This is a genomic window from Paenibacillus sp. Negev47 (genome assembly GCF_058313655.1).
This window is the reverse complement of sequence record NZ_CM177754.1, coordinates 4,938,267-4,960,487: the sequence shown is the minus strand read 5'-3', so window position 1 is coordinate 4,960,487 and position 22,221 is coordinate 4,938,267. Positions and strand designations below refer to the sequence as shown.

The following is a 22,221-nucleotide window of genomic DNA, read 5'->3' as shown; positions in this document are numbered from 1 at the left end:
CAAGATCCTATTTGCTTCTCCTGAGTTAGGAGGTGGACAGGATCTTTTTCAATTTCCATTTACCAATACATGGGTTATGATGAATTAAGAGGATTGGACAGATATTGAATTGACACATGTACAAGAGAGTGAGCACTTAGCTTTGTAAATCGTAGAACATCATAGTTGAGCCTTTTAATAAAGAAAGGAGTTTGTAAATGCCTTGGCCGATGGTTCATTTTGCAATTGCATCCGAATTGATATCCAAGCCATCCCCTGAATTGTTATTGGGTAGCCTCGCTCCTGATTCCATTCACGTAAGAACTAATCTTCGTACTGAGAAGGCAAAAACCCACCTCATGCCAGAGGCAGGAAGGTTCGCAACAGACGAAGAACTTAAAGGATTTTTTGAGTCCAATAAGAAGTTAGCTTATAGGGATCCCAAATTCCTGCAATATCTGTGCGGTTACATCGCCCATATCTATACGGATCGCGTGTGGACTTTCGATATTTATCCTGCATATGAAGTCCACCCCAATGGAAGAAGCGTGTATACACAGGATGTCACGAAGCTGGAGTTTATGATTCTACGGAATTGGAACGGGGTCCTTGAATGGTTAAATGAGCTGAACGTGGGAAAAGCATTTGAGATAGGTGGATTACTGGAATCTGAGGTGTATCAGTATAGGGAAGAGAAGCTTGAGTTTTTAGCTAATCCTGATAACGAACCCTTGGGTGACTTAAATATTTTATCTATGGAAGTTATGGACAAGTTCATACATACAACAGGATTAGCGCTAAAACAATTGTATACAGAATGGAATGTGTATGAAGATTTACGCAGCACTGTGTAAGCAAGGGAGGGATTTACCTGAAGGTATACAGGAAACAAGTACGCAAAATTGTAGTGAATGATACACTGTTCCTGTACGTTGTGGATGAGCAAGCGTACGATATCGTCATTCGGGCATATTTGAATGCGCTTAAATCTACATTTGTAGAGTTCGATGTTGCTTGGGAAGATACATGGGATATATTTGTCTATGAACCCAAACTGATATCCAACCTTATTCAATATGCAATAAGACATGGTTGGGACCACCAACAGAAGAATAACAGAATGAAATTCAAAAATGCGACAAGCATCGTAAGAGTTTTAATAGCAGAGAAACAAACATAATACAAGGGGCATGAACACAATCATTGTGTTAAATTTGGTGTATGCCGTTGGTAAGGATATCGGGGCATGGCTTTACCACCTGACTCATTAGAAGATAACTGTAATGAAAGGCATGGTCTTCAGTTAATTCTGCATCATAGAATCGCATAAAGGAGGATGACTATGGACATCGTTATGACGCTTGAACCACACGGATGGATGGATATTACGATCCAACCTAATCAAGGAGAACAGATTGAGATTCCGGTTTCTTTTTTGTCGGATGCGGTTGATGAGGTGGCACGGCATATCGTTGCATTGCACAAAGGAGCAGCTGAAGTAACCATGACCATGCAGACCGAACCTGGAGAATATCGATTCTGGATCAAGAAACGTTCACAGGTAATCGTTCAATTTATGGTGTATGAGATGAGTGATAACTTTAGCACTTAAGCCGTCACAGAGGGTCGGTTACTCATGTCTGAAGAGCTAACCCTGGTCAAGTTAACCAAGCTGTTCTACAGGGAATTAAGCAAATTGAAGGAACTGGGACCCGAGGAATATCACAAAAGGTGGAGTTTTGATTTCCCCTTGGATGCCTATGAGCGGATTGGAAGGGTCGTTCAGATCAGATGAAATCGAATGTTTTTGACGAGAGGAGAAGTGACGTGCGTGGCGAACATACATAAGGGAAGATATTCAGCTCAGATTGAGGGAGAATTCGTTGTTTTTATAATTGGAATGAGGATCAATCGTTTGTGGGCTATACACAAATGGCTGCCTGTCTTTAATTCCATGGGCCCGATGATTAAAGAACTGTATACGAATCCGGAGACTGGATTTCTGAGTACAGAGTATTTTATAAGCTGGCGCGGGGTGACGTTACTACAATACTGGCGCTCTTACGATGAATTGGAGAAATACGCACGGGGTGGACTGCACTTGGAAGCCTGGAAAAGATTCAACCGCTCCATTGGTTCCGATGGAACTGTGGGGATCTACCATGAGACATACAAAGCTCAGTCAGGTTCCTTCGAGACCATATACGCCAACATGCCAAAATTCGGATTAGCTAAAGCGTCTGAACATGTGCCAGCGACAGGCAGGATGGAAACATCCAGACGCAGAATGGGCGGAGAGAATGACCCGGCAGTGGAAGCACCAGAGAATCCTTAAACGTTGAACAGAGAGGAGCATGTTATGAAGGCTACATTACGATCAGAAGATATACATTCTAAGCAACTTAGCTGGTTGTGCATTGAACCGATGCTTGTGTCTGTACGAGGCAGAGATATGGCAGCCAAAACAGAGATATACCGACAGTTACACGAAGGGCAACAAGCCTTATTTCTGTTCTATTCCTATCACAATCACACAAAGAGTCTGGCAGAATTTTACTGGTTTTCGGCGTATAACATCATTGAAATCAAGAGTTGGCATGGGATTAAAAATGGGATGCACTTTTTTCATTTAGATGAGATGGTAACTGTACTGGACCAGATAGAAAGTCTCATTACGGACAAAAATAAAGTGGGTGAAGAGTGGCGTGAGGTGCTGCCAACGGATCTGGAGAAGGACCCAATCCTGCTCCAGAGAACAGAGGCATTATATGCTGCATATCAGATCGTGGCAGAAGCAGCTATAACACACATGAACAAGATGATTCTGCAAAATCAGGAGATGTATCTGGAGGTTGAGTAGGTTAAGGCAGCACCTTGATAAAAAAGAATAGCTCATGCCTTGAATGCTCTGGATGAGTACATAGTAGAACTGCTCCTATGGAGTGGTTCTTTTTATTATCTAAGCAGTGCCGATGCAACAAACCTGCAAAATCATGCAACAAAACGCAATACAGTGGGATAGTCATAACTATGCTTGTAATATGAGTTGTGAGAGGAGGGTAACACGTGAAAGTCATTTTTGAAGAGAACACAGCAATTGAAAAAAGGGTGGTCAAAGTCATAACTCATCCTGAAGAGAAGTCGAAGTGGGATCGGATTCAGAAAGCGATCGGCCAATCGGAAACCCAACTAACGGTCATCCATGCCAAGAACAATCGCAATGTACAGATTCAACTGAGCTCGGTGGTCGCCATTGAGTCAGAGGATCGGATGTGTTGTGTACGTGTGATTACAGGTGAGAGATACCTGCATAACAAACGTTTGAAATTTGTGGAAGAAGACCTGGATGACGTCCATTTTGTGAAAATTAATAATCAAACGATCATCAACACACGGTATATCACCGCATTCTCTGCAACAGACCATGCTCGGATTAAGGTAGATCTGAGCGATAGCTCCAGTTACTTTGTCAGTCGATTTTATATTAAAAACTTTAGGGGGAAATTATCATGATGATGCAGCTTAGGCTGTCCTTTTTTCAAGTATTCACCGTTACTTCACTCTGGGTGACCTTGCTATTGACCCTATTCTATAATGATCAACCCATCGAAATGGGCTATCTGTGGAATATTGCCGGCATTTCAGCAATTGCCGCTGTATTATTTGGTGTGATGTACAACGTACTTTGGAACTATTTTACGTTGAAACCGATGTGGAATATTGTTATATCTTCTACCTTTAGCATTACAGGAGGCATGGGGATCGTATGGTTATTCTCCACGGATATGTTCCATTTGATTGCTCCCTGGTTCCCCGGCATGTGGTTGTTATCCATTGTGCTGCACATCATCGCTTTCTATTTTTATGCTAGAATGGATAGCAGGAAAAAAGCGGAAGAGTTAAATAACATTCTCAAGTAGGTAAGGGGAATAAGTATGAACGAGGAAGAACTGCCAAGTTTGCAGGTGTAATGGCGCATGCGTTTGATATACCGCTGCATGGCAGCATTATTTTGGATCTGGATGAGTGGGATATAGAGCATTTTATTCCTTATAATCGAGAGTTGTTAGAGTCGGGAAAGGGTAATGGTTGGCCTGTCAATTATGATTCTTACGACGAATTGCAAACCCGGCTGATGGAGGAGAAATACAAGTACATGGTGATCTCATCCTCGTATGGATTGAATGGGTGGGTTTTGGCGAAGAAGGTAGATATTTTTGTTCAAGAAACGGGGTAAACGGCTTCATTTTAAAGGCGGACATATACGGCAGATGGGGATCTTTTCAACATATGATTACCTTTTTACGGATAATGAAGAAACCGAGATCCAGATTGAAGCCATCGGTATAATGAATATGTTATTGAATAGATAGCTCGATGGATGGTGGACAGTTACAAAAGTTGGATGAAATTTCAGCTGATATCCACGCGCTTTGCATGATCTAACTCGTGCAGAGCAGCGTGTTTTTTTGTGGGAAGTACTATATAAACAGAGGTGCCTTATTTCGTTTATTCGCAAATCCCACATTATGGGTTATGATGGATCTGGAAGAAACAGGTGGAATCCAACGCCCAACGCAGCTCATGATTTTGAGAGGAATGGGAGAGTAGATGAATGCAATTTGGAGGACGGAATATGAAGAAGCTAACGTTGTTTTCATTATTGTTTCTATTTCTGGTTGCCTGTCAGAGCAAGGAAAACACTGAAAACGCACAACAATCAATAGTCCAAGAGAAAGAAGACATCCCACCAGAGTATCTCGATGAAACAAACTATACCGGTGACAAATTGGAAATCGTCAAACTTATGAATGCGCGTATGCGTTATTTATACGAAGAGGATGAAAAGCGATATATGAATCTTTTTGATCCAAAATCTCCTATATCGGGCATGGGAAGATACAAAGTTCTCAAGATTACTTCCATGAGCGATATAACTATACAGGAGCAAAGGAAGCTCTATCAGGCAGTGGTGACGGTTAACGAGTTAAAAGAGAACAACGAAGAGTATAGCAATACGATGGTGTTTTGGAAAAAGAAAGAAGATGGCGATTCTGCGCAATGGGTTATTGCAGATATTGATTAATAACATAGTGTCTGACACATGGAAAATCCATAACATCACACAAAATAAAGAGTAAGGATGATGTAATGATGGCAAGGCGATTAATACTCATTGAAGGATTGCCAGGTTCGGGCAAGTCTACGATTGCCAAGATGGTATCCGAAATCCTGATAGGTCAAGGCAAGCAGGTACAACTATTTCAGGAAGGAAACCTGGATCACCCTGCTGATTACGAAGGCGTTGCTTTTTATCATGCTGAAGACTTCGAGGCCCTACTAACCACGTATGAAGATTACAGAGAGATTCTGGAAAGTAATGCGATTGCCTATGATCAAGGTGTTCTGATCCCATACCGTAAGATGAAAGAACAACGGGGAATAGAGCTTCCCGATCAGGTGGTGGGGGATATATTTAGCCGAGATATTTACGAAATTTCTTTTGCACAAAATGTAAAGCTGATCACCGAGAAGTGGCAGAATTTTACTGAAAACCTGTTAAGCACGAATGATGACTCCATCACGATATTTGAATGTTGTTTTATCCAGAATCCACTGACCATGGGTCTTGTTAAATGTAATCAATCCAAAGAGCAGAACGTGCAGTATGTATTGGAACTGGGGCGTATCATTCATGCTCTGAATCCGCTTCTCATCTATATCGACCAGAAGGATATATCATATACATTTGATAAGGCGGTCAGTGAAAGACCAAAAGAATGGTCAGAGGGCTTTATTGACTATTATACGAATCAGGGTTTTGGGCAAACGCAGGGCTGTCAGGGTGTTCGGGGTACGGTACAGGTTTTGCAGGAAAGAAAGAAGCTGGAGTCCGAAATCTATGGGTTACTTCAGATGGATAAGGTATGGATGGATAATTCGGATTATGACCGCGAGGTTTGTAGGCGCAAACTAGAAAAGATTCTGTAATAACCTTAATGAAATACGAATACATACCGGAGGTCAGTTTTATGACATTTTATGAAATAGCCTTAATTGCAACAACCGCAATCTTAATTATTATAGGTATTCGAAGCAAACGGAAAGTAATTCTTAGATGGGGCATAGCCAGTTTGATTTTATTGCTCGTACTCATCATTCCGTCATTCATCATGGGATTCATGGATGGATTGTCCGATGGATGGTCAGCGAGATGAGTAATTCAGAAAACAAAAATATATCGTATGAGCAGCAAAACAATAAATTCAACTTTCGTGTGGCAGGTATTGTGATAGACAAAGGAAGAGTTCTTTTGCATACGACTGAACAGGACGATTTCTGGAATCTGCCCGGAGGGCGGGTGGAATTAAACGAGACAACAGAAGTGGCTATTGTGCGAGAGATGGCGGAGGAACTGGGTGTTCATGTAGAAGCGCAAAGGCTCGCATTTGTTAGTGAAGATTTCTTTGAATATGATGGCCTGAAATATCATGAAGTTGGTTTTTATTATATCATCACATTGCCGGAAGCCCATAAGCTATATAGTGAAATTGAATTCAAAGGTCTAGAAGATAACGGTAAGTTAATTTTCAAATGGTTTTCTTTGGACGAACTAGAGCAGATGGAAGTTTATCCTGTGTTTTTGAAAAAGGAACTGAGTAACCTTCTTGATGCAAAAGGCATCAGACACTTCATTCAGAAATAGAGGGCTTATGAACATTACATTTATTCGTCATGGTCATGGTGAACACTTGATAGATTACCCTAACCAATTAAATTGCCTGCACCCTGGCCTCACTGAATTAGGAAAAAGTCAGGTTATAGCATTGCGTAAACAAGTCGTTTTTGCGCCTGAAGACGTCATTTTGGTTAGTCCAACGAAACGTACGATCGAAACAGCACTCCTTCTAATCCCTAACAAAAATCTTGCGTTCTTCAGCCCGCTGGTTGGCCCAAGAATGTTTCCTCAGAATCCGGAGTTTGTTCCTTTCGTCTGCGATCAGATCTATACGAAGGAAGAACTCAGCAATCAGTATACTGACATAAGAATGGTTGAATTGGGATTGGACTGTTGGGAAGAAAGTATTAATCAGATGAATGCACAACGATTCGGGATATTAGCTGAACAGCTTCTTGAATGGTGCAGGAAACAGAGCGGCAATACGTTTATCATTTCACATGACGGTACGATATCGAACTACAGGATTTTACTCGGAGAAAAAGGGTTAACCAAAAGTGATTTTCTTGGTGAAGCAGGACAGTACACGATCAGGAACTTTTAACGATTAAAGGAGATCCCGTCATTTTCCTAATGTAGAGACTGAACGATTGTACCTCAGAGAGTTAACCCTAGTAGATCGTCAGGTTGTTTTTGAGCATTTCGCTGAACCAGATGTAACCCGGTTTATGGATATTGAGCCTTGTCGTGACGTAAAAGAAGCAGAAGGAATCTGTTTTGTAAGGAACTATAACTGTACTCAGGGGGACTTTCAATGAAGTTATCGGATTATGAATATTTAACTTTGGCTCTGGAAGAAGCAGAACAATCACTTATTGAAGGCACGTATCCGATTGGTGCGGTAATCGTGGATGTGGATGGGAATGTCGTGAGTAAAGGCCGGAACCGAGTCTTCTCGGATTGCGACCCCACCGCACATGCTGAGGTGGATGCCATTCGTCAGGTAGGAAAACATTTGCTGGATGTAGACAATAAGAAGAGATTCACGAAGAAAGACCTGACGCTCTATACTACCTGTGAGCCTTGTCCCATGTGTTCTGGTACCATTTTAATGTCGGGGATTAAAAAGATTGTATGGGCAGCGGATGATGAAGAATATGGCGGGCTTCGACGTTTCAAGGAAGGGCCTCATTTTATCCATATGTTTGACACGTTATCCTGTGTTGCAGCACCGTATCTTGATCTGGAAAACAGACAGAGAGCTTTGCTTGCCAAATGGAACATTGGTAGAGGTTTGCTTAATACAGAGTGGGAGATTCCCAAGCAATGAAATCTATTCCGCTCTCTATACTTTTAGCCAGTGTCATTTTGGGTATCTCGTTTATTATTGGCTGCATATTGTTAACGACTCAGGAGAGAAATAGTAAACTGACTCAGGCAGTAGAACAAGAAGTACCGAACGATAAAGTATTATTGACGATGCAAGAAACTGCCGAGTATCTGAGTATGACTGAAGAACAGGTGATGAGTATTATTAAGGCTGAACAAGGGAGTTTTACGGTGTCAGGTTTCTTTGATGGGAGAATGTTTCCGTTCATTAAGGTTCAGGATAATTTTTTTGTTAGTAGAGTGGAGTTGGATTTGTGGGTTCAGGAAGCATCTGCAAGTCACAGGAGATATATTAATGGGCAGATGCAGTAGTATTCTGACTACACCTACGATAGAGATAGCCGGGTATGGGGAGGATGCTGATGAAAACGAAGTGGGCCTGAATGATATGAAAGCGCTGGGGCTCGTAGATTTTGAGTTTGTACCGCATTGGGATGGTTTGGAAGATACCCTGAATTCATTAAGAGAGTATACGCTCGTTAACCGTACGGCGGTCTATGCATGCCAAGATGGTGGCGGGGTTGTAATTGACGGTGAAAGCGTAGAGTTATATGGAAATGTGCGTCTCGTAGGTTACAAAGAAAGTGGGTCTATTGATGAATAATATTACGGTCTATCATTATGATGCTTTCTCCACGGTTCCCGGTCAAGGTAACCCGGCAGGAGTGGTTTTTGATGCTGATCACTTCAGTGAGACCGCGATGCAGCAGATCGCTTATCAAGTTGGATTTAACGAGACGGTATTTGTGTTGGACTCTGAAATAGCTGACGTCAGATTACGTTATTTTACGCCAGGACATGAGATTAATCTGTGTGGCCATGCCACAATGGCATCACTGTATGGTTTGAAGACACGTGGTATGTTGAGTGACAAAGAGTTGATCACGATTGAAACCAATGTAGGCGTATTACCTATTCAATTTGAGCGAAATGGCGACACCATTTACATGGAAATGAAACAGGATCAGCCGCAGTTTAACCCATTCCAGGGTGATATCGAGAAGCTGCTAAGTACAATAAACTTAACTCTGGATGATGTGGACCTCTCTATTCCGATCGTTTATGGAAGCACAGGAACCTGGACGTTATTAATCCCAATCGGTGAACTGAACTCTTTTGTTAAAATGAAACCGGATTCTTCCCTATTCCCTGGTGTTTTGCTTGAGAATCCTAAAGCTTCGCTACATCCCTTTTGTTTTGAAACTCGTGATACCGATGCGATGATGCATGCCAGACATTTCTCTTCACCCTACTCAGGTACTACAGAAGATCCAGTGACTGGAACAGCTTCCGGTGTTATGGGTGCATATTATTTAACCTATGTGAAACCGGAGATGGACGAGGTACAGTTTGTGGTAGAACAAGGGCATGAGATTGGAAGAGATGGGAAAGTTCAAGTGAAAGTGATTAGGGATGGTGAGGATATGGATGTCAGAATAAAGGGGACAGCTGTTTTTGTGTGTGAATTGAACGTTACATTGGAAACCTGATAAATGTACATAAAGGAGCGACTTTTGTTGAATGAAAAGACTGTTTTAGATAGCGTTACTCTTATGTTGAAAGAAGAATTAACGGATGCCTTGGTGGGAATCTATTTACACGGTTCTATGGCCATGGGATGCTTTCATCCGAATCAGAGCGATATCGATATATTGGTAGTTAGCCGGGAAAAGCGATCTGCAGACACCTATCGAAGGATTGCAAAAAAGTTAATGCATATTGAAGATGAGATGCACATTACGAAAGGTTTTGAACTCAGTATCTTACTGGAATCTACGGTTGTTAACACGGTATTCCCGACTCCTTTCGAATTTCATTACTCTGCGTATCACCGGGAGAAATATCGAACGGATGAGCAATATCTATGTGGTGGATATGAAGATCCGGATCTGGTAGCACATATGGCGGTCATCTATGATCGAGGTATTGCGCTGGAAGGTAAACCAATTAAGGACCTGTTCCAACCGGAAAATCGTGAACATATGATTGCCTCAATTACATCGGATGCGATTTCAGCTATGGACGAAATTGCGGACAACCCAGTCTACTATGTATTGAGTCTGTCTCGGGTTCTTCTGTATGTGAAAGATTCAGTCATTCACTCCAAGCGAGAAGCAGGAGAATGGGCGCTCACAGAGCTTCCCGCTAAATACACGGACGTCATCTCACAATGTCTTGCAAAGTACAATGGTGAACTGGAGAATGTGAATTTGAGTGAAGCATTACTTCTGGAGTATGCGGAATATATGTTGAATCAGATCCAAGTGAAGGGAGATTAACATTTTGCAAATTATTGATATTCGGCTGAAGCCGGACCTACTGCAAGAAGCAATACAGTATTTTTGGAAACAATGGGGCTCGGAATCGAGCTTCCATTTCTATCGGGATTGTATAAAGCGTTCTGTGGATACAGAGAGTGATGTGCCAAGATTTTATGTGATGCTGGACGGAGACCGAATTATCGGTGGGTACGCATTATTACGAAGCGATCTGAATAGCAGACAGGATCTCTTTCCCTGGTTTGCATGTCTTCATGTTGATCCAGAATATCGGGGCCAGAATTTGGGTGGACAACTCCAGACCCATGCGATGAATGAGGTAAAAGCGAAAGGGTATGACAAGCTGTATTTGTGTACTGATTTGACCGATTATTATGAAAAAAGTAATTGGACTTATATCGGTAAAGGATACCTGCTTGATGATGAAGAGACGCGAATCTATGAATATATGATTTGATTGAGGATCTACCACTCCCTGAACTGAGTGGTAGATTTTTTGTTTTTCAACCCATAAGAACGCTAAATGCCCCTTACATCTAACAAAAAAGTTAATTGAGGAAAAATATGCTAGAATAGGGACTGATAATTTAGTAGATTAATTAGGAGGAATTAATGATGATGTTTGGTTCTATCATTACGATATTTGCAATGTTGATTAATGTAGTGTTATACGGACTGGGTGTATATGCGCTGATCCTGTTTATTAAGCTAGCCCAACGTGGGATTCAGGCACTGGATATCTACCTGTATGAGAAACGCGGAGAGCGTTTCTAACGTTCACCATTTCATACTCGAACAGAATTATCATTTTTCTCTCAGTGTTTTATCTTTTCTGTTCTAGTATGATTAACGCATCATCCTAGTGAAGAGAGGGTTAATAACATGGAAGCTTTTTTAGAGCAAATTAACGAGTTAAACGAGCTTCAGAAAGATTTGGTTAGCATACATCCTTTATTTGCAGAACATTATCCAGTGGTTGTAGCCTATGAGGCTTTATTATATATCTATGATTATTCGTCCAAAACACAACAATATGAGTGGGTGAAGACGGTGCCGGATGATTTATATATTCCAGATGAATGCCTGGCCGCAATGCCGGTACATCATATGGGTGACCGAATGTGTGCGATTGTAACGGATGCAGCGTTCAAAGACTTGGAGCAGAAAGTCTATCTATTCCACGAATATGTTCATTGCTATGTATATGAGAAATATGATGAACGGATCGTGAACCGTCTCCAGATTAAACATAAAATGGACCAACTGAAGCGTGTAACATGGGAACTGGATTATGAGTTTCCGTATGAAGATGAAATCGTTGTGGAGCGGATTAACTCATTGTTGTCTGCTTTGAAGAGTAAAGACCTAACGGAAGTGCAAACAGCTAGAAAGGCACTGTTCCGTTCATTAAATGAAGAACAAGCCGAGTACTGGAACTGGCTGGAGTGGAACGAAGGTTATGCAAGGTATGTTGAGAATCGGATTCGGGCAAAATTCGGACAGGAAAGCAATCATATGGGAGATACAGCTCCGTTTAATCGTCTGGTATTCTATGAGTGTGGGTCGGAATATATTAGTCTGCTCGCACAGGAACAGCCGGAGTACCATACGGATCTGGAGCAGCTGTTTGACCGGATGCAATTGGAGAGAATCAAGGGTTAATCACTTTTTCCTAAGTATAGTAGAATACTTCCCGATAAAAGGAGATCGTCTCTATGCCGCTACCTATGGTTCATCTCAATATTGCTAATCGGATTGCAGACTCTCTGCAAGTGCAGACTGATCGAGGTTCATTTTATCTGGGGAATATCGCCCCGGATTCCATACATATGCGTGAAGGCACAACCAGAGACGATAAGGAGTACACCCATTTCAACCCAAAGGATGAAGGAGATCACGTTGGACGACTGCAGGAACTTTACTCAACCTATATGCAACAACTCACCGATGAAGGATGGAAGTGGTTTGTGCGGGGATACTTCATGCATGTGCTGACAGACTATTACTGGTTCCGGAGTGTGCATCCTGAATTCGTAGAACGGGTCAATAAGGCAGACCAACACACAGGCATTAGCAGATCGAAGGATGAACTGGCGCGTTTATATTACCAGGAGACGGACCAGATTGATTTCAATCTCTATCAAGGTTCAAGTTGGAGTGAAGAGGTATGGCAGGTGCTCAACAGTTCACCAGGCTATGACATGAGGGATCGTTTAACTGCTGACGAGATTATTCGCTGGCGGGACCACACGTTTTCTTTTCTAAATGGGGAAGAGCCGGAAATTACTCCTGAGTTCATTACGGGTGATAGGGTTCAAGTATTTGTGGAAGAGACCGTACAGAGACTGACCGCTCTGTTGTCTTTGTGGGAAGCGGTATGGTGAAATATGTAGGCTTGTTGATCGTACTCGTCATTGTGACGTTCATTACAGGATGCATTCAACCGAATGAACCAGCTTCGGAAGAGGGTCTTCCTGTACTGGTCACTTTAACTTGTAATCCAGACTTCACTTTTGAACCATGCCAAGATGTTAAGTTTGATCGATCTGAAGAGATACGGATCATGATAGAGGCCATACATAAGGCAGAGCGTTTGCCGGGCAATCTGAATTATGGCACACAGTACAAGATGAGTATAACGAATGCGGATGGCTCGGTAACGCGGTACGATTTTTCATTAGGAATGGACTCCGAGATGCAGGGCCTGTTAGTAAACCAGGAAGACACCTCAACGGGATATAGCATATCTCTTGAGGATTCGAACCAATTAAGAAGATTGATCCAGCGACGTACAGATTAAGAAGGTATATGGAATGGAGAAGAACCTGTGGATGACAAGATTATCATTAAACCTTTGACACAATCGGATGCAGAGGGAGCGCATCAGGTGTTCGAGACAACCATCCCTGTGGTATTTGAACAGGAGGGCATTGCCTCGCTTTTGGATGATATCCAGGATGAAATAGCGCATAAGAGAGCATTGATTCACACTGCTTTGCAGTCAGATCACAACAAGGAAGCAAGTGTATTTTTCCTCGTGGCCAAAATGGGAGATGCTATTGTAGGAACAATCTCATATGGACCTTGTGGTGAGGAGATCCGAGAATGTACAGATCACCGGCTGAACGATATCGGAGAACTGGGTAGCTTGTACGTTTTGCCCGAGGTTCAAGGTCGGGGGATTGGTTCGGCGCTGATTCTCGCACTGGTTACTGAACTACAGAGGCTGGGAATCCAGCAATTCTGCCTGGATAGCGGCTATCGAATCGCACAGAAGAAGTGGCAACGCAAATTTGGTGAACCCTATGTCGTGGCGAAGAACTACTGGGGTGAAGGAACAGACCATATGGTATGGTTATGTGAAGTACAGAATTTTATAGTATAAGAGGTTGTTCAAAAAGCCCGCTTTTGATTACGAAGGATGCCTAATGGCATCATCAGCGTCGAATATGGAATTCAGCCGAATAAGCAGACGCTTACGGAGTATGTTTCCTTTGGAAACATTGTAGTTGCTCACGTAGTTTTCCCTACGCTCTGCTACTCCATTTCTAGCTTCATCCCATCTTCTCGGTACTGAAAACCAATCTTTTTGAACATGGACTAAAGTTAAATAAACAATAGAGATGACGACCTGTACCGTACAGGGGTCATCTCTTTTACTAACTAACTGAATCTTTCTGCATCGATCGTGGACGATTGTTCGTACAGTGTATCATGTGTGTTTTTATGTACCCGAGGAAAAAGGAGTGAACATATGTCAATCCAGTGGAATACACCCGAGCAACGGCTGTCCCCTCATGCGGTAAACTTGTGGAGAATTAGCGCCATCATATGGAATGTGATAGGTATTCTGATACTTGCCGTACTGTTAATACTCGACTCCATCTATGGATGGAAGACGTGGATTGGTTGGATTTTGTGGGGCGTTACGGCCATATCTGTGCCCTATGCGGTGTGGGATATTTTCATTCAGCCTTCATGGTTATACAAGCATTGGTACTATGATGTGAATGAGGAGTTCCTGCAACTGAAGCATGGGGCGCTAACCAAAGTACATCAAATCATCCCTATGGCGAAAGTGCAATCGGTTACAACGAATCAGGGACCTTTGATGCGAAAATATGGACTCTATTCCGTATCGGTGGGCACGATGGGTTCATCGCATGACATCCCGGCATTGCCAGAGCAAGTCGCGCTGGCACTCCGTCATCAGATCGCATCCTATGCGCGGATTAATGAGGTGGATGAATGATCGATATGAAACGACATCATCCATTAACCATGCTGTGGAGCTTTTGGAGACTGGTGAAGAATTCGTTTGCGGTCATCCTGTTTTTATTTATTTTCCGTCAGGACTCAGAGTCCCAATGGGTCTTCTATGGAAGAATTGCCTTTTATGTAGGTATTTCCATCGGCATCGTGTCGATCATCTGGAAGTGGTTTACCTCTCGTTATACAGCAGACGATACGGCCTTTCATATCTACAGTGGTGTGTTCAACCGTACCCGAAGAACGATACCCTATACGAAGGTCCAGAATGTGAATCGTCATACGACGCTGTTTCATCGTTTGTTCCGGGTGACGTCAATTCGATTCGAGACCGGAATTAAGGGAGAAGATGCTACCTTTCAGTTACACGTTGTTTCACTTTCCGAAGCGGAACAGCTGGAGAAAATTGTAGCAGGTCATATGGCTGAAGAAGCAGAAGCAGCAGAGGAACATGTTACGTTAGATGTAGATGAGTCCATCGAAGAGGGAGAGGAGCAATCTGAACCTGTTGTAACGGATGAAGTCATGTCACTACCTGCCAAAGAAAAACAAGAACGGGTTGTTCATTATCATTCCACTCGCAAGGACATATTCAAAGCATCCTTTACGTCACTTAGTTTTCTCGTACTGATTCCGGTCCTGGGTACGCTCTATTCCTGGGTGAAGGACTTCTTCCCTGATGAAGAAGTAACCGAAAGTTTGTTATTAACCTGGCTTGATTCCTGGTGGGTTGCCGGTTTGATGATTTTAGTTTTATTGATCATATCAATTGCACTGGGCATTGTCAGAACGTTTGTGAAATATGGAAACTTCCAGATCACCTCGGATTCTAAGCGGATCTATATCACGAAGGGCATGATGGAGCAGACGTCATTTTCAATCCTGAAAGAGCGAGTCCAAGCCGTGAAAATTACACAGTCTCCGATGAAAAGGCTGCTTGGATTAGCCGAAGTGGAATTGACTACTGCAGGTAGTCTGGGAGAATCCGGCCAGGAGGTGAACTCGCTCTATCCATTCTTGCCTGTGAAGCAAGCCTATACCATGATTGAGGAGATTCTACCATCCTATCGGGTTACGCAGGAGATGGAAAGGCTTCCGAGAATATCATTATGGCTGCGCCTGCTCAAACCAAGTTGGGGATGGATCATTATAACGGGTTTGCTGTGGTATTTCAAACCATTTGTGTTTGGACAGAAGCATGCCTGGTGGATGATTTCGGCGATTCTGTTGGTGTGGATTGCAACATGCAGAGTGGTGGACTTTTTCCATACCAGATACATTCTGAATCAGAATTTCATTCAACTTCGGACCGGCGCGCTCACGTCAACACTCTTCATCTCCAAACGTGAGAAAGTCATCGAAGTGCAGATCACCCGTAATGTGTTACAGCGTTGGTTCGGTGTTGCTTCCATTCATACGGTAAACCGTGCCAAACCTGTTCTGCATCATCGGGCACATGACATCCCCCTGGATATGGCGGAATCATTTCAATCATGGTACATGGGACGTACCCAAGATGTTCAGACCCGTTAAACGCAAGAGCAACTGCAGGAAGACCGCATCAGGTTATTCTGTACTTGCTCTTTTTACTTGAGGAATTGTATCAATAAGGAGGGGCCAACGTGATCTGAAACATTTCGTACCCATGAGCGACCAGAAGTAGAGGAGGAAGAACATTTTGATTAAAGCCGTGTTCTTTGATGTGGACGGTACATTGCTGAGCGAAGTAGATCGGAGTTTATCACCACGTACAGCGGAGTCGATCAAGGACTTGATTCGTAATGGTATTCACGTCGTACTCGTCACAGGCAGACCCCTTAATTTATGTGAAGAATTCCAGCGTCTCGGAATCGATACAATCATTTCGGCCAACGGAGCATTGATCAAAGCAGGTGATGAAGTGATACATAAGTCAGTTCTTTCTGCACAGATGGTTAGAGAATTCAGTAAGTTTGCCGAGTTACATGGGCACAGTATTTCATATTTTACCGAGTCATTTGAGATGAACGGGTTGTGTACAGCAGATGGTCGTGTAGCTGAGGCATTGCGAGATACGCTGGGACTGGCGGATTCCCCACAGAAAATCAGTACGTTGGAACAGGATGTATATTGCATCTGCTTATATGCGGATGAGGCAGAGACGCAGAGATTTCAATCCGGATTTCCTTCCTTACGATTCGTGAGGTTCCATCCGTATGTAGTGAATGTGCTGGAAGCGAGCGAAGTCAGCAAATCTACAGCCGCAGAGAAAGTTCTCGACTACCTGAAGATAACCAGAGATGAGATGATGGCCTTTGGCGATGGAGAGAATGATGTGGATCTGATAGCATATGCGGGGATCGGAATTGCGATGGGAAATGGCGGAGAGCGGATTAAACAAAGCGCCAATTATGTTACCCTGCGGGCAAGTGAAGACGGAGTCACCCATGCGTTGAAGCAATTTAAGATTTTATGAGATGCATCCCCGAAATAGATGAAGGATATCCCAATTGTGGATTTTCATGTAGAATGATATGGCACGTATTAAGCCCTAAAGCATAGGGTATTTATCGAAGGGTGACTTATGAAAAAGATTGTTATCGTAATCCTGTCTCTTGTCGTGCTTGTGGGTGTATCTTCTTCTGCTTATGCTCATCCAGGCAGACTGGATAAGAACGGTGGACATAACTGTTCAGCCAAATCGAAACAAAAGGGTCTGTGCATGGGTTATCACTATCACAAAAAGAAAAAATAATCACTGCTTCTCATTATTAGACTGGGGGAAAGAAGTTATGGATCATATTAAAGCGGTTATTTTTGATTTGGACAATACGATTCTGAACAGAACGATGACCTTTGACGGATTCACCCAGAGCTTGATTAAGACTTATTTTGGTCATCTAGAATCAACCGAAGATATAAGCAAGCGGATTATTGAGCTCGATCAAGATGGTTATAAGGACAAAGCCCTTCTTTTCAACGAGTTACTGCATGAGCTCCCTTGGGCAGAGCATCCGCCACATGCAGAACTGATGGAGTTCTATGGCAGAGAGTATGTGCGAAGTTCAGTTCTGATGGAACAGGCGCGAGAAGTCGTTCAGCATCTCCGGGGGAAATATCGAACCGCGTTAATTACCAATGGGCAGACCAATATTCAGTATGGGAAAATCGATCAACTCGGTATCCGGGAGGATTACGACCATATTATTGTTTCGGAAGAGGCTGGAGTCAAGAAGCCCGATCCTCGGATCTTTCAACTTGCGCTCGATTATTTCGGCCTCACTCCCGAGCAATGCATCTACATTGGCGATCATCCGGTAAACGATATTCAAGGAGCGGCAAGCGTTGGCATGAGTACGATCTGGATGAAGGTTAACCAGCCATGGCAGGACACCATTACGAATGGTCCGTTACATACGATTGAGCATCTAAGTGAGCTAAAGGAATTGCTTTAGAAGACGGTTATATAAATTGAATATAACAGTTACATCGAACGGAGAGGACAGAAAGAACCTGAAGAAGCGGAGCTAAAAGCTTTCTGAAAGAAAGCTACTTCGGAAGCATAAACCTCGCCTTTATCTTGGAGGATAACAGTGATCGGAAGGTTGTTCTGTCATCGGAGTGGCCAGTGTTAATATTCTTTAGTTCAGTTTATATAGAAAAGGATTCTTATAATTACAGTTTGGAAAGCGAGGTACATATGGAGATTAGACAGATGGCTACAGCATTTTTGAGCAATGGCTCAGACATGCTGATGATGAAGAAGGCAGGCAGCAGATTGTTTGATTTTGAATTCTGGGGTGGCATTGGCGGGCATCTGGAACAAGGGGAACTGAACTTACCCATGACCGCCAGCTATCGGGAGATTGAAGAAGAGACCGGATTCAAGCAAGCGGATGTCGAACACTTTCGGCTTCGATATATTCTGTTAGAGGTTAGCGGTGGTGAGATTTGGCAGCAGTTTGTATATTTCGGAGAGACGAGGCATCGACAGTTTGTACCCTCGGATGAAGGGGAGTTATTCTGGATACCGCTGGATGAGGTGCTGGATTTGCATGCGTCCATTCTGGTCAAAGCGACGCTCAGGCACTACTTACAACATCCGGGAGCAGAGGATATCTGGATTGGCAACGTGCAGAACGGAGCAGACCTAAAGGGTACTCCGCAGGTGATATGGAACAGAATGCAAGAAACGATATCATTTGAGCCAAAGGGGTTTGTTGATAATGTGGGAATATAAAACTGGAAGAAAAAAATTTAGATGGGTAAATCACATTATGTCTTTTTATATAAAAAAATCTAAATAATACCAACATTTTCTGACATGTTATAGTATATTAAGAGTGTCAGGAGGTGAGTGATGAGATAATCCATGTCGTTAATCTGTATGGCTTCTATGTGTCTACATTCCGTGTGAATAGCTTAACCCATCCCAAGAAGGAGGTTTTGTTATGAAGCGTATTGGAAACATGTTTCGTAAAGCAATGCTGTTCTCTCTGTCGTTAATGCTGGTGTCTATCGCGTATTCACCTCATCCAGCTTCAGCTGCAAGCGGGCCTGTCAAAGGATTTCATGTAAGCGGTACCAAATTATTAGATGCTACAGGTACACCTTTTGTCATGCGTGGGGTGAATCATGCCCATACCTGGTTCAAAAATGATCTGCAAGCGGCCATTCCGGCCATTGCTGCGACAGGCTCCAACACCGTGCGTATCGTATTGTCCAACGGAAGTCGCTGGACAGCAGATTCACTGGCCGATGTGGAGCAGATCCTCGCGCTGTGTGACCAGTATCAATTAACCGTTATGCTGGAAGTACATGATGCCACCGGGTCGGACAGTATTGCAGAACTGCGGAAAGCCTCGGATTATTTTATCAGCATTAAGGATGCCCTGATTGGCAAGGAAGATCGCGTGATCGTGAACATTGCGAATGAATGGTACGGTTCATGGGAAACCGCAATATGGGCGGATGGATATCAACAAGTAATTCCTGAGCTCCGTCAGGCGGGCATCAAGAATACACTTGTCGTAGATACCGCAGGTTGGGGTCAATACCCGACAGCGATTTTCAATCGTGGATTGGATGTATTTAACGCGGACCCACTGGCGAATACGATTTTCTCCATTCATATGTATGAATACGCAGGTGGCGATGCTGTAACGGTCAAAAGCAACATTGATCATGCGCTGGCCATCGGCGTACCTGTCATTGTAGGCGAATTCGGATTCAAGCACACCAGTGGTGATGTGGATGAAGCGACGATCTTGAGCTACGCACAGCAAAAGGGAGTCGGCTGGTTGGCCTGGTCCTGGTACGGTAACGGTGGCGGTGTAGAATACCTTGATCTGAACAACGGACCAGCAGGTTCCCTGACCGATTGGGGACAGACGGTGGTCAATGGACCCAATGGTACGCTGGCAACCTCTGCATTAAACACGATCTATACAACCCCTGGATATCAGCCGGTGCCAGATAACGGTGGTGGGGGAGTCATCACGATCCCGGCTGCGCCGACAGGTGTAACAGCTACGCCGGGGAATGGACAAGTAGCTTTGAACTGGAGCGAATCTACCGGAGCGACGAGTTATATTGTACAGCGTGCGACAACGAGCGGAGGAACATATACGGATGTAGCCACGAATGTGAGCGGCACAACCTACACCAATACGTCTTTGACGAATGGAACCACGTACTATTACAAAATCAAAGCCGTGAACAGCGCGGGCACCAGCCCAAGCTCGGTACAGGTGAGTGCGACACCGCAGGCGGGTACAACCACGCCAACGTCGAATCTGGTTCTACAATATCGTGCGGCAGATACCGATGCAACGAACAATCATATCAAACCCTATTTTAATATCAAAAACAATGGTACATCCGCTGTTAACTTGAGTGGTCTCAAGATCCGTTATTACTTCACGAAAGACGGCTCCGAGGGGTTGAATACGGTCATCGATTGGGCACAGATCGGAGCAACCAACATGACGACCAACATCGGAAGTGTTACGGGCACGAATGCAGATACCTATGTTGAGATTGGTTTCACTTCGGGGGCAGGGTCTTTGCCAGCAGGAGGTCAGACGGGAGACATCCAGCTACGTATCCACAAGGATGATTGGGGCAATTTTAACGAAAATAATGACTATTCCTTCCGTCCAACGCAAACTACCTATGACGTGTGGAACAGGGTAACCCTGCATCAGAATGGTGCCCTGATTTCCGGGGTCACACCTTAACGCTCATTGTATACGCTATTCAGGCTGACCGTAGCACCGTATACATGCTGCGGCAGCCTGAACGGGCGAACCGTTTTAACTTAACAGAAGGCAGAGGCGATTATTATGGGTTGCTGGAAGAAACTGATTTCATCAGACTACGCTGTAATAATTCGATCTTTCGTTCGTCTGTTCCGATGTTCGATAGCCTCCTCATAATCCCCGATCAGTGTATCAAAAATATGCTCCCACGACCGCTGCTCAGCAAGCTTTCTACCTTCCAATCCCATCATTCTCAATTGGTTCTCGTGATCTCCCCAGAGACATATCTCCCGAATCAGTGCATCAGCCTGACCTGGCTCGAACAACACACCATTACGGTGGTGGGATACCAAATCCTTTACACCTCCGGCATTGGCCGCCACCACAGGAAGTCCTGAAGCCATCGCTTCCAGCACCACATTTCCAAATGTCTCTGTAGAGGAAGGAAACACAAACAGATCTGCCGAAGCATACATAACAGCAAGTTCTTCGCCATGCATATATCCTGTAAAGGTGACATTCGGTGGGGATTGCAGACGCATTTTGGGGAGAGATGGGCCGTCGCCAACAATAATCCAGTGTACACGGGACTGCATTTCCTGTGGTAATTGCTGCATGGTAGTCGTGAGCGTAGCGATATCTTTTTCCGGGGCAATGCGTCCAACGTAGAGTAGAATAAGGGGAGCGGTGATCTGATATCGTTCACGGATATCCGAGCTGCGTTTATCAGGAGAGTACAAGTTGCAATCAATTCCGCGGGACCAAAGCTTCAGACGCTGAATGCCTTGGGCACGCAGTGTGTTTAACGTTTCCTGCGATGGAGTTAGTGTAGCATCACAGGCCCGGTGGAACCATTGGATGTATTTCCAGTAGAGAGGAATTATGCTTTTCAACCGGTAGTATTCGAGATAACGATCGAAGTGGGTATGGTAGGAGACAACATGAGGAAGATGATGCTTGAGCGCATACCTTAGGCCAAGCAGCCCCATATTAAAAGGCGTAGCGATATGCAGCAGATCGGGCTGAAAGGCTTGTAGCTGTTTGTAAGTGTTTGCCCTGTTGGGTAGAGCAATGCGGCATTCGGGATACAGAAAAAAAGGAATGTTGGCAACCGATCTGACTTGAGTCTCATGGCTTCCTTCAATGACGGAGTTCGGAGTAAACAGCAGATGTTCAATTCTTCTGAGGTTCAGATGGTTACTCAAGCGGTGGAGCGTGCCAGCAACACCATTGGTTTCCGGAAGATAGGTGTCTGTGAACAAGGCCAGGCGCATCATTACCCCTCCCAAGACTCGTGATGTCAAGATCATAACAGCGGAACATTTTCCAGAGGTCAAGTGCACGTTAACTTGACGATATTCCCTGTAAAATGACTTCAGCATGAACA

General features: G+C 43.8%; 32 protein-coding genes. 31 read left to right on the top strand and 1 reads right to left on the bottom strand.

Features of this window, described 5'->3' with window-relative positions; genetic code table 11:
- Window positions 1–209: 209 nt before the first annotated feature.
- The 31 genes from AC4G47_RS22305 (at window position 210) to AC4G47_RS22155 (ending at window position 20,813) form a co-directional block, all read left to right on the top strand.
- Window positions 210–833 carry a hypothetical protein gene (locus tag AC4G47_RS22305; protein ID WP_491102729.1) on the top strand — a complete coding sequence of 208 codons (624 nt, stop codon included), beginning with the start codon at window positions 210–212 and terminating at the stop codon, window positions 831–833.
- A 488-nt stretch (window positions 834–1,321) separates the two neighbouring features.
- Entirely contained in the window at window positions 1,322–1,591 is a 270-nt protein-coding gene (locus tag AC4G47_RS22300) for a hypothetical protein (RefSeq protein WP_491102727.1), read from the top strand.
- A gap of 24 nt (window positions 1,592–1,615) precedes the next feature.
- Window positions 1,616–1,774: a hypothetical protein gene (locus AC4G47_RS22295; protein WP_491102725.1), complete on the top strand. Its 159-nt coding sequence runs from the start codon at window positions 1,616–1,618 to the stop codon at window positions 1,772–1,774.
- 36 nt (window positions 1,775–1,810) lie between these two features.
- The gene (locus tag AC4G47_RS22290) at window positions 1,811–2,314 is read left to right on the top strand and encodes a DUF4188 domain-containing protein (protein WP_491102724.1); all 504 of its coding nucleotides are present in this window, start codon (window positions 1,811–1,813) and stop codon (window positions 2,312–2,314) included.
- A gap of 24 nt (window positions 2,315–2,338) precedes the next feature.
- Window positions 2,339–2,839, top strand: a complete 501-nt coding sequence (locus tag AC4G47_RS22285; protein WP_491102722.1) for a hypothetical protein — start codon at window positions 2,339–2,341, stop codon at window positions 2,837–2,839.
- Between the two features lie 206 nt (window positions 2,840–3,045).
- Window positions 3,046–3,492 (top strand): LytTR family DNA-binding domain-containing protein, encoded by a 447-nt coding sequence (locus AC4G47_RS22280; RefSeq protein ID WP_491102720.1) that lies wholly within the window; start codon window positions 3,046–3,048, stop codon window positions 3,490–3,492.
- The gene (locus AC4G47_RS22275) at window positions 3,489–3,899 is read left to right on the top strand and encodes a hypothetical protein (RefSeq protein ID WP_145320067.1); all 411 of its coding nucleotides are present in this window, start codon (window positions 3,489–3,491) and stop codon (window positions 3,897–3,899) included. The genes AC4G47_RS22280 and AC4G47_RS22275 overlap by 4 nt, the downstream gene beginning before the upstream one ends.
- Before the next feature lie 50 nt (window positions 3,900–3,949).
- Window positions 3,950–4,216 carry a hypothetical protein gene (locus AC4G47_RS22270; protein WP_491102718.1) on the top strand — a complete coding sequence of 89 codons (267 nt, stop codon included), beginning with the start codon at window positions 3,950–3,952 and terminating at the stop codon, window positions 4,214–4,216.
- A 399-nt stretch (window positions 4,217–4,615) separates the two neighbouring features.
- On the top strand, window positions 4,616–5,065 hold the full coding sequence (locus AC4G47_RS22265) for a hypothetical protein (RefSeq protein WP_491102716.1): 450 nt from the start codon (window positions 4,616–4,618) through the stop codon (window positions 5,063–5,065).
- A gap of 68 nt (window positions 5,066–5,133) precedes the next feature.
- On the top strand, window positions 5,134–5,970 hold the full coding sequence (locus AC4G47_RS22260) for an adenylyl-sulfate kinase (RefSeq protein ID WP_491102714.1): 837 nt from the start codon (window positions 5,134–5,136) through the stop codon (window positions 5,968–5,970).
- A gap of 41 nt (window positions 5,971–6,011) precedes the next feature.
- Window positions 6,012–6,197, top strand: coding sequence for a hypothetical protein (locus tag AC4G47_RS22255; RefSeq protein WP_491102712.1), 186 nt, complete (start codon window positions 6,012–6,014; stop codon window positions 6,195–6,197).
- Window positions 6,194–6,685: an NUDIX hydrolase gene (locus AC4G47_RS22250; RefSeq protein ID WP_491102710.1), complete on the top strand. Its 492-nt coding sequence runs from the start codon at window positions 6,194–6,196 to the stop codon at window positions 6,683–6,685. Before AC4G47_RS22255 ends, AC4G47_RS22250 begins: the two co-directional genes overlap by 4 nt.
- 7 nt (window positions 6,686–6,692) lie before the next feature.
- Complete coding sequence (locus tag AC4G47_RS22245) at window positions 6,693–7,262, top strand: phosphoglycerate mutase family protein (protein ID WP_491102708.1); 570 nt, start codon at window positions 6,693–6,695, stop codon at window positions 7,260–7,262.
- A gap of 210 nt (window positions 7,263–7,472) precedes the next feature.
- Window positions 7,473–7,988: a nucleoside deaminase gene (locus tag AC4G47_RS22240; protein WP_491102706.1), complete on the top strand. Its 516-nt coding sequence runs from the start codon at window positions 7,473–7,475 to the stop codon at window positions 7,986–7,988.
- Window positions 7,985–8,359 carry a hypothetical protein gene (locus tag AC4G47_RS22235; RefSeq protein WP_491106835.1) on the top strand — a complete coding sequence of 125 codons (375 nt, stop codon included), beginning with the start codon at window positions 7,985–7,987 and terminating at the stop codon, window positions 8,357–8,359. The genes AC4G47_RS22240 and AC4G47_RS22235 overlap by 4 nt, the downstream gene beginning before the upstream one ends.
- Complete coding sequence (locus AC4G47_RS22230) at window positions 8,277–8,651, top strand: Type 1 glutamine amidotransferase-like domain-containing protein (protein WP_491102705.1); 375 nt, start codon at window positions 8,277–8,279, stop codon at window positions 8,649–8,651. The genes AC4G47_RS22235 and AC4G47_RS22230 overlap by 83 nt, the downstream gene beginning before the upstream one ends.
- Entirely contained in the window at window positions 8,644–9,537 is an 894-nt protein-coding gene (locus AC4G47_RS22225; RefSeq protein WP_491102704.1) for a PhzF family phenazine biosynthesis protein, read from the top strand. Before AC4G47_RS22230 ends, AC4G47_RS22225 begins: the two co-directional genes overlap by 8 nt.
- Before the next feature lie 27 nt (window positions 9,538–9,564).
- A complete protein-coding gene (locus AC4G47_RS22220) occupies window positions 9,565–10,326 on the top strand; it encodes an aminoglycoside adenylyltransferase domain-containing protein (protein ID WP_491102703.1) in 762 nt (253 codons plus the stop codon).
- Window positions 10,327–10,330: 4 nt separating this feature from the next.
- Window positions 10,331–10,783 (top strand): GNAT family N-acetyltransferase, encoded by a 453-nt coding sequence (locus AC4G47_RS22215; RefSeq protein WP_491102702.1) that lies wholly within the window; start codon window positions 10,331–10,333, stop codon window positions 10,781–10,783.
- A 155-nt stretch (window positions 10,784–10,938) separates the two neighbouring features.
- The gene (locus tag AC4G47_RS22210) at window positions 10,939–11,100 is read left to right on the top strand and encodes a hypothetical protein (RefSeq protein ID WP_491102701.1); all 162 of its coding nucleotides are present in this window, start codon (window positions 10,939–10,941) and stop codon (window positions 11,098–11,100) included.
- Between the two features lie 108 nt (window positions 11,101–11,208).
- On the top strand, window positions 11,209–11,988 hold the full coding sequence (locus tag AC4G47_RS22205) for a hypothetical protein (RefSeq protein ID WP_491102700.1): 780 nt from the start codon (window positions 11,209–11,211) through the stop codon (window positions 11,986–11,988).
- A 53-nt stretch (window positions 11,989–12,041) separates the two neighbouring features.
- Window positions 12,042–12,710, top strand: coding sequence for a zinc dependent phospholipase C family protein (locus AC4G47_RS22200; protein WP_491102699.1), 669 nt, complete (start codon window positions 12,042–12,044; stop codon window positions 12,708–12,710).
- Window positions 12,704–13,126 (top strand): YhfM domain-containing protein, encoded by a 423-nt coding sequence (locus AC4G47_RS22195; RefSeq protein WP_491102697.1) that lies wholly within the window; start codon window positions 12,704–12,706, stop codon window positions 13,124–13,126. Before AC4G47_RS22200 ends, AC4G47_RS22195 begins: the two co-directional genes overlap by 7 nt.
- Window positions 13,127–13,153: 27 nt before the next feature.
- The gene (locus AC4G47_RS22190) at window positions 13,154–13,711 is read left to right on the top strand and encodes a GNAT family N-acetyltransferase (RefSeq protein ID WP_491102696.1); all 558 of its coding nucleotides are present in this window, start codon (window positions 13,154–13,156) and stop codon (window positions 13,709–13,711) included.
- Window positions 13,712–14,080: 369 nt separating this feature from the next.
- Complete coding sequence (locus AC4G47_RS22185) at window positions 14,081–14,578, top strand: PH domain-containing protein (protein WP_491102695.1); 498 nt, start codon at window positions 14,081–14,083, stop codon at window positions 14,576–14,578.
- Window positions 14,575–16,128, top strand: coding sequence for a PH domain-containing protein (locus AC4G47_RS22180; protein ID WP_491102694.1), 1,554 nt, complete (start codon window positions 14,575–14,577; stop codon window positions 16,126–16,128). The genes AC4G47_RS22185 and AC4G47_RS22180 overlap by 4 nt, the downstream gene beginning before the upstream one ends.
- A gap of 145 nt (window positions 16,129–16,273) precedes the next feature.
- On the top strand, window positions 16,274–17,050 hold the full coding sequence (locus AC4G47_RS22175; RefSeq protein WP_491102693.1) for a Cof-type HAD-IIB family hydrolase: 777 nt from the start codon (window positions 16,274–16,276) through the stop codon (window positions 17,048–17,050).
- 108 nt (window positions 17,051–17,158) lie between these two features.
- A complete protein-coding gene (locus AC4G47_RS22170) occupies window positions 17,159–17,329 on the top strand; it encodes a YHYH domain-containing protein (protein WP_491102691.1) in 171 nt (56 codons plus the stop codon).
- A gap of 37 nt (window positions 17,330–17,366) precedes the next feature.
- Window positions 17,367–18,029 (top strand): HAD family hydrolase, encoded by a 663-nt coding sequence (locus AC4G47_RS22165; RefSeq protein ID WP_491102690.1) that lies wholly within the window; start codon window positions 17,367–17,369, stop codon window positions 18,027–18,029.
- Between the two features lie 260 nt (window positions 18,030–18,289).
- A complete protein-coding gene (locus AC4G47_RS22160; protein WP_491102689.1) occupies window positions 18,290–18,814 on the top strand; it encodes an NUDIX domain-containing protein in 525 nt (174 codons plus the stop codon).
- A 211-nt stretch (window positions 18,815–19,025) separates the two neighbouring features.
- A complete protein-coding gene (locus AC4G47_RS22155) occupies window positions 19,026–20,813 on the top strand; it encodes a cellulose binding domain-containing protein (RefSeq protein WP_491102688.1) in 1,788 nt (595 codons plus the stop codon).
- Between the two features lie 137 nt (window positions 20,814–20,950).
- Here AC4G47_RS22155 and AC4G47_RS22150 read toward each other — a convergent pair whose 3' ends face one another.
- Complete coding sequence (locus tag AC4G47_RS22150) at window positions 20,951–22,111, bottom strand: glycosyltransferase family 4 protein (RefSeq protein ID WP_491102687.1); 1,161 nt, start codon at window positions 22,109–22,111, stop codon at window positions 20,951–20,953.
- Between the last annotated feature and the right edge of the window lie 110 nt (window positions 22,112–22,221).